The organism is Sediminivirga luteola (assembly GCF_014639315.1).
In the GTDB taxonomy this organism is placed as follows: domain Bacteria; phylum Actinomycetota; class Actinomycetes; order Actinomycetales; family Brevibacteriaceae; genus Sediminivirga; species Sediminivirga luteola.
Map to the genome: position 1 here is coordinate 340620 of NZ_BMFY01000001.1, position 12822 is coordinate 353441.

Here is a 12822-nt window from a genome sequence, read left to right on the forward strand (position 1 = left end):
CACCGGAGATGACACACGAACAGGCCACCAAGCTCACCCCGAAGGGCCGCAAAGCGCTCGTCGCCGGAGGCATCGGCAACACCGTCGAATGGGTCGACTGGGCGATCTACACCACCTTCTCCTCGGTGTTCGCCGTCCACTTCTTCCCCTCCGAGGATCCCGTCGCCGCCCTGCTGGCGACGCTGGCCGTCTTCGCCGTGGGCTTCATCATGCGGCCGGTCGGCGCGGCGCTCCTGGGCGCCTACGCCGACAAGCACGGGCGCAAGAAGGGCCTGACCCTGACCATCGGGCTGATGGCCGGCGCCTCGCTCGTGATCGGGCTGACCCCGGACTACTCCAGCATCGGCATCCTGGCGCCCATCATCCTGGTACTGGCGCGGATGGTGCAGGGGCTCTCCGCCGGCGGTGAGTTCGGCGCCGCATCGGCCTTCATGGTCGAGTCCGCCGCGCCCCGCCGGCGCGCCTTCGCCGGCTCCTGGCAGCAGGTCTCGGTCGGAGCCGGCGTGCTCATCGCCTCCGGCATCGGTGCCGTGATCACCTCGACCCTCGACTCCGAGGCGCTCGACAGCTGGGGCTGGCGACTCGCCTTCATCATCGGAGCGGCGCTGGGTCTGTTCGGGCTGTGGCTGCGCGCCTCGGTGGAGGAGTCCGACTCCTTCCAGAACGCCAAGAAGGAGCGGGAGGCCGCCTCCGCAGCGGACCGGATGAGCTCCTTCGTCCAGATCTTCGCCAAGCACCCGGCCGCCGTCGCCCGTGTCTTCGGCATCACCATCGCCGGCACCCTGCTGTACTACATCTGGGTCTCCTATCTGCCGACCTACGCGCACGTGACCACTGGCCTGCCGCTGAACCAGGCGCTGACGGCGAACTTCATCGCGATGGCATACTTCATCGCGCTGCTGCCCTTCGCCGGCATCCTCTCGGACATCGTCGGCCGCAAGCCCACCATGTCCGCCTTCGCCGCCGGGTTCCTGCTGCTGTCCTTCCCGATGCTGAACTTCATGGGCAACAGCTTCTGGGGCTTCCTGGTGATCGAGCTCATCGGCGTCACCCTGCTGCTGGGCTACTCGGCCAACTGCGCCGTCATCATGGCCGAGCAGTTCCCGCCGGAGGTGCGTGCCACCGGCATCGGACTGCCCTACGCCCTGGCGGTGGCCGCGTTCGGCGGTACCGCGCCGTACATCATCACCTGGATGAACGAGGCCGGGCACGGTGACAAAGTCTGGATCTACTGCGCCATCGCCGCCGCCATCGGGCTGGTCGTCTACCTGACCATGCCCGAGACCAAGGGGAAGAAGCTCGCATGAGCGGCCACGCCCTGGTCACCGGTGCCGCCAGCGGCATCGGCAAGGAGATCGCCCGCGCCTTCGCCGCCCGCGGATACCGGCTGCATCTGGTGGACTTCGACGGCGGTCGGCTGGAGCAGACCGCGGCCGAACTCACCGGGCTTCCCGGCAGCGGCGTGACCGTCGGCACGCAGGTGCTCGACCTCAGGGAGGCCGGCGCCGCCGAGGAAGCCGTGCAGGCGGCCTGGGAGGCCGCGCCGGTGGACGTCCTGGTCAACGCCGCCGGGATCTATCCCGCCGTGCCGCTGCTGGAACTCGGCGCCGGGCTGTGGGACGCCGTGCAGGCGGTCAACGTGCGTGCACCCGTGCTGCTGACCGTGGCACTGGCCCGCCGCGCGGTCGCCGCCGGGACCAGGCCGAACGTCGTCAACATCTCCTCCGGTGCCGCTCTGCGGGCCAGGCCGGGAGCGGCGCCCTACACCACCTCGAAAGCGGCACTGGAGATGGCGACGAAGGCCGCGGCCCTCGAACTCGGTCAGCACGGCATCCGCGTCAACGCCGTGGCACCGGGCTTCGTCGAGGTGGACAGCACCGTCAACCCGCTGCGGGAGGACTACGCCGCCACAGTGGCGGTCAACCCGCTCGGTCGCACCGGGAGGCCCGAGGACATCGCCCGGGCGGTCCTGTGGCTGGCCGGGCCGGAAGCGGAATGGATCACCGGGGAGGTGCTGCGGGTGGACGGAGGTGCCGCCGCCGGCGCCCTGAACCTGCCCCTGCACTGGGATTCCCCGAGAACGGAGACGGAGGCGTAGATGAGCACCAGCCGGAACTACACCGTGGTCGGGGGCGGCGCCATCGGCGGTACGCTCGCCGTGCACCTGGCAGCGGCCGGGCATGAAGTGCGGATCGTCGATGCCGACGCCGGGCACGTGCAGGCGATCAATGCGCGCGGTCTCACCATCGAGACGCCGCAGGGGAACCTGAACCAGAAGATCGCCGCCTCCATCCCGGACGAGGGGCCGGCAGTGCTCGGCGCGGTCCTGCTGGCGGTGAAGAGCCAGGCGACCGAGGCGGCGATGGGCTGGATCGCGCCCCGGCTTGCCGCGGACGGCTATGTGGCCTCCATGCAGAACGGCCTGAACGAACCGGCGATCGCGGCGCGCATCGGCGCGGAGCGCACGGTGGAGGCATTCGTGGATCTGTTCGCCGATGTGACCGGTCCCGGGGTCGTCAAGGACGGCGGCGCGGGCACCATCGCCCTGGGGGACTACGGCGGAGCCGGCGCCGCATCTGCGCGCGGCGATGAGGCCAGCGAGCGGGTGCGCGCGCTCGCTGAGGACCTGTGGCACTGGGGCGAGCCCATCGTCACAGGGAACGTGCGGGGATTCCTCTGGGCGAAGCTTGCGTTCGGTGCGATGCTGACCGCAACCGCCCTGCAGGACGAGGACATGTCGGTGCTGGTGGACCGGCATCGGGACGTGATGACGCGCCTGGCCAGGGAGGTCTTCGCCGTGGCCGTCACGGAAGGCGTGCAGCTGGAGCCGTTCGACGCCTTCGAACCCGAGCTCTACGCCGAGGGTGCCGATCCGGCCGCCCACGAGGCCTCCGTCAGCCGGCTGGTGGAGTGGCTGGACGGCCAGGCCAAGAAGCGCTCCGGCATCTGGCGCGATCTGGCCGTGCGACGGCGTCCGACGGAGATCCCGCATCAGTACGGCACCGTGCTGGATCTCGCAGCGGAGCGCGGCATCCAGACGCCGGTCCTGGCCAGGCTCGTGCGGCTGATCCAGTCGCTCGAACGCGGCGAAGCGCAGATGGGCCCGCACCTACTGGACGAACTGGCTGCCTGAATGGTGTGAGGGACAGCGGCAGCGGCCGGGCAGACAAGCGTCTGCCCGGCCGCTGCCGTGCTCGCCGGCGTGTCCGGGATCTCCGGCCGGCGAGACGGGCGGCGAGCTCAGCGTCCCCCGGCGGTGGTCATCGGACGGCCGGTCTCCAGCAGCGTCTTGAGGCTGGAGAGCTCCCATGGCCAGCCTCCGCCGCCGTTCTCCGCATCGCCGTTGCCGGCCACATCGGCGGCCGTCTTGGGGGACTCGGGAAGTTCGTGAGTGAGGGTCACCCGGGTCAGGCCGGAGGGCCCTTCAGCGATGTCCCAGGTCAGGCGAGACGGCGGCTCGTCATGCCAGACGGCTGCCCAGTCCAGGACCAGCTTGCGGGGCGGATCGGCCTCGACGACCGTGCCGGTGACGGCGACGTCGCCCATCCCCATCTGCTTCATCTCATCGGTCGTCAGGTGCCGGAATGCGCCCCCGGGCGCAAGATCGATCTCCAGCGCACCGCCGTACCCGTACTTCGTCGTGTACTCGGATGAGACGATCGCCTCCCATACCTTCGCCGCCGGGGCATCGATGTAGATGCCGAAGACCTGTGTGCTCGAATCAGCCATCGTCCTTCTCCGCTCGCTCTTTCACGTCGATGAGCGCCCTGATGCGCCCCTCGGTGTACTTGTCGATCCACCGGTCGTGGATCATCCGGATGGGCACGGGATTGAGGTAGTGGTGCTTCTCCCGTCCCGCTTTGCGGGAGATGACGAGATCGGCCTGCTCGAGCACACGCAGGTGCTTGGCGACTCCGAACCGCGACATCTCGGTATGCCCCGTGACGACTTCCTCCAGCTCGCTGAGCGAACGGCCGTCCCGTTCGAACAGCGCGTCCAGCAGGAGCCTGCGCGTGCCGTCGGCCAGGGCTTTGAAGACCAGGTCGTCGTCGGGCATGCCTCAACAATAGGTGACCAAATAGTCACGTGTCAATGGACGTAGTGGTCCGGTGCCGCGGTCGGCTGTGGACATCGGGGCAGGCGCGGGAACCTGTGCACGCCAAGGATGTGACGATGCTGCCGTGGTCGTCCGGGGCGGAGCGCGCCCGTCTGACCCCGCCGTGAACCCTGTGCCGCTGCGTGAAAATCTGCGCATTCACCGGTGCGGGCTCCCCGGTTCGCGGGCCCGGATTCGGTAGTGTCGCAGTGTGTATCCGCAAGGAGAGGTACTCGATGCAGTGAGCGCACAGAACTCGGACGCTTCCGGTACTCCCGCCGGGGTGGCAGAGGTCCTCGCAGCCTGGAAGGAACGGGCGGCGGCCATCGGCGGGCGCGACACCATGCTCAATTTCCGTGAGACGCATGACGGAAGCATCGATCTGTCCGGCGCCCACCCCTCCGGTCTGGCGCAGCTGCTGGCCGGACGCGCCACCCGCCTGTCCAGCCTGGTCCGCGACCACGAAGCCCTCGCGGAGGCGCGCCGCCGGGCCCGGGCGATCCAGTCCAAGGCCGAGCAGCTCATCGCCGAGCGTGCCCTGGACGCCGCCCATCTGGCGATCGGCATCGCCTCCTGGTCCCAGCCCGAGCAGGAACGCGGCGGAGACCTCTCCGCGCCCGTGCTGCTGCGCCGTGTGGCGCTGGTGCCACGCGGACAGCGCGGCGACGACTTCGAACTCAAACTCGCCGACGAGGTGGTCGTCAACCCGGCCCTGGTGCGGCACCTCTCCAGCCAGCACGGCATCGAGGTGCCCGTGCGGGAATGGACGGAACTGGCCCGCGCCCGGCAGGGCTTCGACCCCAACCCCGTCTTCGACCGGCTGCGGGCCCTGACCAAGCCGGTGCCGGGCTTCCTGGTGCTGCCGCGACTGGTCGTGTCCACCTTCGCGGACCTGCGCGGCCCGATGCTCCAGGACCCCGTTCCCCTGGAACACCCCATCATCGCCGGCCTGGCCGGCGATGAGCAGGCGCGGGCACGCTACTACAGCGACGAAGTCGAGCCCTCGTCCCAGGGCCGCCGGGCATGGCAGCCGCTGGACTACCGGCCCACCGGTGCCGGCAGCGTCGCGTTGAGCACCGCGCTCGCGGCCGGGGACGAGGACCCCGAGGCGGGCTTCGCGGACGACTTCGCCGCCGCGGCCGCGGTCCCCGCGCCCCGTCCGCTGCAGGACCGTGACCCCCGGGAAGAACTCCTCGTGGTGGACGTCGATGGCGATCAGCAGCACGTGATCGACCGCGCCCGCCAGGGCGAGTCGATGGTCGTGGACACCCCGCCGGGCACCGGCGCCACCCAACTGGCCGTGGCTGCCACGGCAGCCCTGGCCCACGACGGCAACCGGGTGCTCTTCCTGGCGCAGGACTCCGACGCCCTGGACGCCTACGCCGCACGCCTGGCAGAGGCCGGTCTGGAGGACTTCGCCCTGGACTCCCGGCTGACCCGGGCCCAGCTGCGCCGGCGTCTGATCTCCAGGATCGCCGTCAACGAGCGGACCGAGTGGCCGGACGTCGAACGGCTCGCCGAACGGCACGGCCAGCTGCGCGCCGAACTCGCCTCCCACGCCGATGCCCTGCACCGCGTCTGGGACCCCTGGGGCGTGTCCGTCTTCGACACCATGCAGCACCTGGCCCGGCTCACCAGCGTCCAGCCCAGCCCGGAGACTTCCGTGCGGCTCTCGGAGGAGCTGCTCACCAAGACCAAGGAGGAACTCCAGGAGCTCAAGGCGGATCTGCTGGAGTTCTCTCGGCTCGGCGCCTTCACGATGGACTCCTCCGACACCGTCTGGTTCGGTGCCCGGATCTCCACCGCCGAGGAGGCCGAGGACGCCTCCCGCACCGCGCGGGAAGCCGCCGCGGACTACTTGCCGCCGCTGATGGAGACGATGCCGGGGCTGCTGCGCGAGGCCGGGTTCGGGCCCGCCCGCACCGTGGCCGAATGGGGCACCGCGCTGGAGACCCTGATGCGGATCCGGCGGAGCCTGGACAGCTTCTCCTCCGAGGTCTACGAGCACTCCCTGGACGACCTCATCCACGCCACCGCGAACCCGCGTGAACGCGCCGAGTCCGGCGTGGAGATGAAACGCTCGGAACGCTCCCGGCTGAAGAAGGTCGCACGCGAGTACGTCCGGCCCGGAGCGCATGTGCCGGAGCTGCACGAGGCGCTGGTGCAGGTCAAGAAGGAGAAGACCGCCTGGCTCGCCCTGGCGGAGAAGCCGGGTGTGCCACGGTTGCCGAAGGGGCTGGCCGAGGCGCACGCGCGGTACACCGCCCTGGCGGCCAAGCTCAATCGCCTGGAGCCGGTGCTGGAGACCACCCCCGACGGCGGCGATCTGGCCCATATGCAGGTCGAGGAGCTCCAAGCCCGCCTGCAGGCCCTCGGCGAGGAGCAGGGGGCGCTCGACGAATTGCCCGCCCGGTTCGAGCTCGATCGCAGACTGCGCGGCGCGGGACTGTCCGAGCTGATGGAGGACCTGCGGGAACGGCGCGTGCCGCACGAACTGGTCGCCGACGAGTTCGATCTGGCCTGGTGGGCCTCCGTGCTGCAGGCGATGGCGCGCAGCGACTCCGCCGTCGGCGGTCACGACGGGGACCACATGCACAAGATCGCCGGCGAGTTCCGCCTGGCCGACGCCGCCGTCATCGAGCAGGGGCACAACCGGCTGCTCTGGCGCCTGTCCCGCATGTGGCGCGAGGTCATCGCCACCCGCCCGGATCAGGCGAAGCGGCTCAAGGCGGCGCTGCTGTCCGGCGACCCGGACTTGCGCGAACTCGTTGCCGAGGCACCCGAGGTGACCGGTGTGCTGGCGCCGGTGTGGATGATGAGCCCGCTGCACGTGGCGGCCCAGCTGCCGCCCGGACCGTTCTTCGACACCGTCATCGTCGCCGATGCCGGGCGGATCTCGGTGGCCGAGGCGCTGCCGGCGCTGGCCCGCGCCCGGCAGGTCATCGCGCTCGGCGACGACCGGCTGCTGGGACCGGGGGAGTTCCGGGTCGGTGCCGAGCGGCGCCGTGACTACTTCGCCGAAGCGCCGCCGACGACCGAGCCGAGCCTCTACGGCGAGCTCTCGGAGTTCCTGCCCACCCGGCGGCTCCGGACCAGCTACCGCGTCTCCCCGCCGGGCCTGGTGGACTTCGCCAACCGGCACTTCTACGACAGCCAGATCGCGACGCTGCCCTACGCCTTCACCGGCGACGGCAGCGGCCTGGAGTTCTCCTATGTGGCGGAGGGCATCGGCGTCCCGGGCACCTCGACCGGTCAGGTGGAGAGCCCGGAGGCGGAAGTGGACCGGGTGGTGCAGCTGGTCATGCGCCACGCACGCCAGAACACCCGCCAGTCCCTGGCGGTCATCACCGTCTCCCAGGCCCACGCGCAGCGGATCGCCGTGGCCATCCGCAACGCGATCCGCGACTACCCGTATGTGGCCTCGTTCTTCACCGCGGGCCGCAAGGAGCCCTTCGTCGTGACGCACTGCGAGCGGATCCACGGCATGGCGCGCGATGCGGTGATCTTCTCGCTCGGCTACGGCCGCACCCGGCACGGCCGGGTGATCCACAAGCTCGGGCCGCTCTCCCAGCCCGGCAGCGAGCGCTATCTGGCCGCCGCGATCACCAGGGCGCGCCGCAAGCTCACGGTGGTCTCCAGCATCGACCCCGACGATCTGGACATCAGCCGGCTCAGCCACGGCGCCGCGCTGCTGCCGGCGATCCTCAAAGAGGCCGCCGCGGGCGGGATCACCGCCGAGCCCGCCCAGCCGGGCGATCCACGCGACCCGCTGCTGTACGACATCGCCGAGCGGCTGCTGCGCAAGGGCGTCGTGGCCCAGGAGAACTACGCCGGCATCGACCTGGCGGTGGCGAACTCGCTCGGCGAGGAGCACGGGATGATCGTCGCGGTGGAGAGCGACGGCCTGAACTACGTCAGCATCGGGAGCGTCCGCGAGCGGGAACGCCGCCGGCCCGAGCAACTGGCCCGGCGCGGGTGGCGGCATGTGCGGGTATGGAGCACGGACGCGTTCGTCGAACCCCAGGCGGAGGCGGACCGGATCTTCTCGGTCTGGCGTGAGACGGTCGAGGAACTCTCGCCCAAGGCGGTGCTCGATGCCTCCCGTACGGCCGCGCAGGTCCTCAACCGCCGCGGCACCCGGCCCCGCATGAGGGTGGGCATCCCCATCCACAAGTGCGATCCGGCCGATGTCGATGCGATGGTCGACTGGATCCAGTCCGACGATGTCGTCCGTGACGACGAGGAACTGCGCGAGCAGCTCCGACAGGCCCTGGCGCAGAAGGCCCGCACCCCGGTGGTGGAGCACGCCCTGGACGAGGCCGTGCGCCGGTACCGGCGTCGTGCCGCCGGCCTGGAGCCGGAAACCCCCGGGACCGCGGACGCCCAGGCGGGCAGCCATGCCGGGCACGCCGATGCGGGCGGACGCGGTGACGGGGACGCCTGAGCCGGACCCCGCGCACCGGTCCGAGCCGGAGTCCGCCGGGCAGGAGGCCGCCGGGACAGGGAACAGCGTCGGGAGCCACGACCCGGAGGCGGCACGCGCCGCCGCCCGCGCGAGGGAGGCCTATCGCAGGCTGCTGGCGAACCGCTCTCAGGACGCCGGTGACGGCGAAGACGACGGCGATGACGAGCGGATCATGCGCGAACGCCCGCCCCACTGGTGAGGCCGCCGGGTGTGAGTGCCGTCGGGCGGGCGCCGAGTGAACCGGGCCCGGCAGACGGCGTTCCCGCCGCAGGTGTTGCAGCAGAGCGGGAGCACGCGGAACAAGGCACGGGACAGCAAGAAGGTCCGGGAGACCGTGGTCTCCCGGACCTTCCGCTTTGTCCCTGGGGTGCCGCTCGTGCGTCGCTTCTCAAGCGAACTGCGGCCGCGCGGACGAAGAAGCCCGCGCCCGCCGGTACGGCGGCTTCAGTGGCGAGGTGCGCCGCCGGCCTCGGTGCCGCCCTGGCCGTCTACGGTGCCGGTCACGCCCGGGGTGCCGGGTGTCCCGGCCTGGCCGGCGTTCTGGGCCTGCAGCAGATCCCGGATCTCGGTGAGCAGTTCCTCCATGGTCGGAGGGGTCTCATCGGTCTTGCCACGCAGATCGTTGAGCTTGTTCATCGGGGCGATGATGATGAAGTAGACCACCCCGGCAACGATCAGGAAGTTGATCAGCGCGGTGATGACGGCGCCCACATCCACGGTGGTGGCCTCAAGCCCGGGCCTGATCGTCCACTGCAGCGCCGGCGTGTCAGGTGATCCGACGGCCGCGATGAGCGGATTGATCACCCGGTCGGAGATGGCGGTGACGACATTGGTGAAAGCCGCGCCCACGATCACCGCGGTGGCCAGCTCGATCACATTGCCGCGGAGAATGAAGTCTCTGAATCCACTCAGCATGGTGGCTCCTTAAGCCGTTTACTGCACAAACACGGTACGCGGCAAGTCTATAGAAAGCAGGCCCCCATCAGGGGCCGGACAGCATCTCTCCGGTGTGGCTTCCGTCTCCGATGAGTGCGAAACTCAGCGGAGAACCGCTCGCGGAGGCCAGGACGGACGCCTCTTCCGGACTGACCGCGACGGTCACGACGGTGCCGCCGCCGGCAGCGAGAGCGGCCACGTCCTCCCGTGAGACGGAGGCCACCCAGGCGCTCTCCAGCAGCAGCTCGGCGTCTCCGCCGAGTCCTTCCAGGGGTGCGGCGAACACCCGGATCCTGCTGCCCGGCTGTAGCAGCACGGACGCGGACGGATCCGCGAAGCGCAGCGGCATCAGCATGCTGCCCTCGGCCCCGCCCGAGGAGGCGGCTCCGAGCAAGGCCGCGGCCGTGAGCGGCGCGCCGGCATTCATCGGCGCCGCGAGCACGCGGCCGACCGCGACGTCGGCATCTTCGACCGCGCCCGCCGGAACAAGGCCCGGTGGGTACTCGGCCATGGCAAGGTCGCCGGCCCGGAGCTCAGCTCCCGGTGGCAGGTCCCGGGCGGCGACGGCGATGGCGACGGTGCCGCCGCCGGGCACCAGGGCATGGGCCAGCAGCACGGTTGCCAGGGCCAGCAGCGCCGCGGCGGCAGGACGCCGCAGACGAGGCGGCACGGCCGGGAAGCGCGATCTGAGTCGGCCGGCGAGGCCGCCGAGAGCGGAGAGCAGAGAGGACATGCCCGCCACAGTAGGGGCCACACCGGCCGGTACGGCCGGAACCATCGGCGGCTGTGGACGGCACCTGAAGCGGGCACCACCCTGTGACCGCGAGACGCATCGGTCTGTGACCTTAGGTGTTGCAGCTGCCTTGGTCCGGGCGCTCTGTGCCTGGCAGCCCAGGCGCCGCCGGTTTGCACCCGCAACCGCAGCCGATGCAGGCCCGCTTGTGCCTGGCGGCCCCATGTGCGACCGGGCCACCGGCGGGGTCATTCCTCTGGCACTGCGGATGGTGCAGACGGCCGGGGCCGCTCAGCTGGCGGCGGCGTCCGAGGACGTGGAGGAGGACGCCGGTGCGCTGCTGGCCGTAGCTGCGCTGGAGGAGGACTCCTTCGATGAGGAGCTCTTCGGGGCGGAGTCCTTCGAGCCGGAGCCGGCAGGGTCGCTCGACGAGGCCCCCGAGGGCACGCTGGACGAAGAGCCGGAATCGCGCGAGTCGGTGCGGTAGAAACCGGACCCCTTGAACACCACGCCCACGCTGCCGAAGTTCTTGCGCAGCCGCCCGCCGCATTCCGGGCAGGCGGTGAGCGCCTCATCGCTGAAGCTCTGGCGGATGTCGAAAGCGTGATCGCACTCGGTGCAACGGTACGAGTACGTGGGCACGGCGGTCTCCTCGGGACTAAAGGGCTAGGGCACCGCACGCCTGGCATGCGGGGCGGGTGTCATTCTTCGGCGCTTGCCGGCCGGCGGATCGCCGGACGCGGCGTACATGCGCCGCCGCTGATTATAACCGTGCCGGCCGGCTGCGCCGCCATCGCCCACTGCCGGAGGAATGACCCCGCCTCGGCTGCGGTTGCGGCGGGTGCGGACCGGCCGGGCCCGCCGCATCGGCTGGGGCGATTCAGATGCAACGCAGACCTGCCGGAGTGGCGACGGCGTGGACGCGCAGATCGTGTCCGGCGGCGGGGATGCTGTCCGCCGGGAGGACCTCTTCCTCATAGACCACCCCGGCCAGCAACGGGCGTCCGGGGTGCCCGCCATGCGCCCAGCGCGCGCGATCCGGCGCAGTGGCCTTCTGGTCGGGTCCGCCGCCGATGCCCGTGGCCTCGTCCGCCGCCTCAGCCGCCGGGCGTGCAGAAGCCGTCACATCCGTCGCCGCGGCGCCGGGACCTCCCGCGCCGGCTGCAGCGGGCGGGATCGCCGGTGCTTCCCCCTGCGGGCCGAAACTGCGGTCGTAGTAGCCGCCGCCCTGCCCGAGCCGGAGCCCGCCGGAACTGAGCGCCAGCGCCGGGATCAGGATCACATCGACGGTATGCAGCAGATCCTGGCTGTTCAACGACGCCTCGGCCGGCTCGGCGATGCCGAACGAGCCCGTGCCCGGCGCCAGCAGGTCCAGCTCGTCTGGATCCCAGCGGCCCCATCGCAGCGCGTTCCTTCCCCGCGCCACCGGGAGCCAGACCGGGACGCCCGCCCGGTGCGCGGCCTGCAGCAGCGGGACGATGTCCGGTTCGTGCGGCATCGGCGCATATGCCGCCAGTCCCCGGCACGGCAGCAGGGAAGCCAGCACGCCGGCAAGCCGGCTTGCGCGTTCCCGGCGGGTCTCGACGTCCAGCAGGCGCCTGTCCGCGCGGATGCGCGAGCGCAGGGCCGCTTTGCCGTCCAGTGAGGTCATGCCCGGAGTCTACTGCTACGCCCAGTAGAGTGAGCACATGACCGAACCGAAGAGAACCGTGCGCAAAGCCGTGATCCCGGTGGCCGGACTCGGCACCCGTTTCCTCCCGGCGACCAAGGCCACCCCCAAAGAGATGCTGCCCGTCGTCGACAAGCCGGCGATCCAGTACGTGGTGGAAGAGGCCGTGCAGGCGGGGATCGACGACATCGTCATGATCACCGGCCGGAACAAGCGCCCGCTGGAGGACCACTTCGACCGCGTCGTCGGCCTGGAGGCGGCCCTGCGGAAGAAGGGCGATATGGAGAAGCTGGCCGCGGTCCAGCACTCCACCGACCTGGCCGATATCCACTATGTCCGCCAGGGCGATCCCCTCGGTCTGGGCCACGCCGTGCTCAAAGGTGCCAAGCACGTCGGCCGCGAGCCGTTCGCCGTGCTGCTGGGCGATGATCTCATCGACGAGGCCAATCCGATCCTGCCGGAGATGATCCGCGCCCTGGAGCAGACCGGCGGCTCTGTGGTGGCGCTCATGGAGGTGCCCCGGGAGAGCATCAACCTCTACGGCTGCGCGGCCGTGGAGCGCACCGGCGACGACGGGATCGTGAAGATCACCGGCCTGGTGGAGAAGCCGGACCCCGCGGAGGCTCCGTCGAACCTCGCCATCATCGGCCGGTACGTCCTCAACCCCGAGGTGTTCGACGTGCTCGAACGCACCGAGCCCGGCCGCGGCAACGAGATCCAGCTGACGGACGCTCTGCAGTCCATCGCGACCGATCCGGACTCCGGCGGCGTCTACGGGGTCGTGCTGCGCGGCAAGCGCTACGACACCGGTGACAAGTTGGATTACATCAAGGCGGTCGTCCAGCTGGCGGCGCAGCGCGAGGACCTGGGCGCCGACCTGCGCGACTGGATCAAGGAGTTCGCGGGGGACCTGGACGCCTGAG

12 protein-coding genes and 1 pseudogene are annotated in these 12822 nt (G+C 70.7%); 7 read left to right on the forward strand and 6 right to left on the reverse strand.

Annotated elements, in window-relative coordinates; all coding sequences use genetic code 11:
* The first annotated feature begins 8 nt into the window (after positions 1 to 8).
* The 3 genes from IEW13_RS01585 to IEW13_RS01595 are packed head-to-tail and all read left to right on the forward strand — an operon-like array spanning position 9 to position 3133.
* Positions 9 to 1307 (forward strand): MFS transporter, encoded by a 1299-nt coding sequence (locus IEW13_RS01585; protein WP_188549154.1) that lies wholly within the window; start codon positions 9 to 11, stop codon positions 1305 to 1307.
* Positions 1304 to 2098 carry an SDR family NAD(P)-dependent oxidoreductase gene (locus IEW13_RS01590; protein WP_188549155.1) on the forward strand — a complete coding sequence of 265 codons (795 nt, stop codon included), beginning with the start codon at positions 1304 to 1306 and terminating at the stop codon, positions 2096 to 2098. The genes IEW13_RS01585 and IEW13_RS01590 overlap by 4 nt, the downstream gene beginning before the upstream one ends.
* Positions 2099 to 3133 (forward strand): ketopantoate reductase family protein, encoded by a 1035-nt coding sequence (locus IEW13_RS01595; RefSeq protein ID WP_188549156.1) that lies wholly within the window; start codon positions 2099 to 2101, stop codon positions 3131 to 3133.
* Between the two features lie 107 nt (positions 3134 to 3240).
* On the opposite strand, the gene IEW13_RS01600 is transcribed toward IEW13_RS01595, so the two are convergent.
* Positions 3241 to 3729: an SRPBCC domain-containing protein gene (locus tag IEW13_RS01600; protein ID WP_188549157.1), complete on the reverse strand. Its 489-nt coding sequence runs from the start codon at positions 3727 to 3729 to the stop codon at positions 3241 to 3243.
* Entirely contained in the window at positions 3722 to 4057 is a 336-nt protein-coding gene (locus tag IEW13_RS01605; RefSeq protein WP_188549158.1) for an ArsR/SmtB family transcription factor, read from the reverse strand. The genes IEW13_RS01600 and IEW13_RS01605 overlap by 8 nt, the downstream gene beginning before the upstream one ends.
* Positions 4058 to 4337: 280 nt before the next feature.
* On the opposite strand from IEW13_RS01605, the gene IEW13_RS01610 reads away from it, so the two are divergent.
* Entirely contained in the window at positions 4338 to 8540 is a 4203-nt protein-coding gene (locus IEW13_RS01610; protein ID WP_188549159.1) for a PDDEXK-like endonuclease domain-containing protein, read from the forward strand.
* Positions 8524 to 8760: a hypothetical protein gene (locus IEW13_RS01615; protein ID WP_188549160.1), complete on the forward strand. Its 237-nt coding sequence runs from the start codon at positions 8524 to 8526 to the stop codon at positions 8758 to 8760. The genes IEW13_RS01610 and IEW13_RS01615 overlap by 17 nt, the downstream gene beginning before the upstream one ends.
* A gap of 245 nt (positions 8761 to 9005) precedes the next feature.
* Here the strand turns inward: IEW13_RS01615 and mscL are convergent, their stop codons facing one another.
* Positions 9006 to 9476, reverse strand: a complete 471-nt coding sequence (gene mscL / locus IEW13_RS01620; RefSeq protein ID WP_188549161.1) for a large conductance mechanosensitive channel protein MscL — start codon at positions 9474 to 9476, stop codon at positions 9006 to 9008.
* A gap of 67 nt (positions 9477 to 9543) precedes the next feature.
* A complete protein-coding gene (locus IEW13_RS01625; RefSeq protein ID WP_188549162.1) occupies positions 9544 to 10230 on the reverse strand; it encodes an SAF domain-containing protein in 687 nt (228 codons plus the stop codon).
* Between the two features lie 223 nt (positions 10231 to 10453).
* Here IEW13_RS01625 and IEW13_RS17720 point away from each other — a divergent pair, with 223 nt between their 5' ends.
* Positions 10454 to 10717, forward strand: coding sequence for a hypothetical protein (locus IEW13_RS17720; protein ID WP_308420787.1), 264 nt, complete (start codon positions 10454 to 10456; stop codon positions 10715 to 10717).
* Positions 10718 to 10731: 14 nt separating this feature from the next.
* Here the strand turns inward: IEW13_RS17720 and IEW13_RS17725 are convergent.
* Together IEW13_RS17725 and IEW13_RS01635 are read right to left on the reverse strand one after the other, a co-directional pair.
* Positions 10732 to 10872: pseudogene (locus tag IEW13_RS17725) on the reverse strand (FmdB family zinc ribbon protein); the annotation flags it as partial.
* 238 nt (positions 10873 to 11110) lie between these two features.
* Positions 11111 to 11881 carry a 5-formyltetrahydrofolate cyclo-ligase gene (locus IEW13_RS01635; protein ID WP_188549164.1) on the reverse strand — a complete coding sequence of 257 codons (771 nt, stop codon included), beginning with the start codon at positions 11879 to 11881 and terminating at the stop codon, positions 11111 to 11113.
* Between the two features lie 37 nt (positions 11882 to 11918).
* On the opposite strand from IEW13_RS01635, the gene galU reads away from it, so the two are divergent.
* On the forward strand, positions 11919 to 12821 hold the full coding sequence (gene galU, locus IEW13_RS01640; RefSeq protein WP_188549165.1) for a UTP--glucose-1-phosphate uridylyltransferase GalU: 903 nt from the start codon (positions 11919 to 11921) through the stop codon (positions 12819 to 12821).
* Position 12822: the final 1 nt, after the last annotated feature.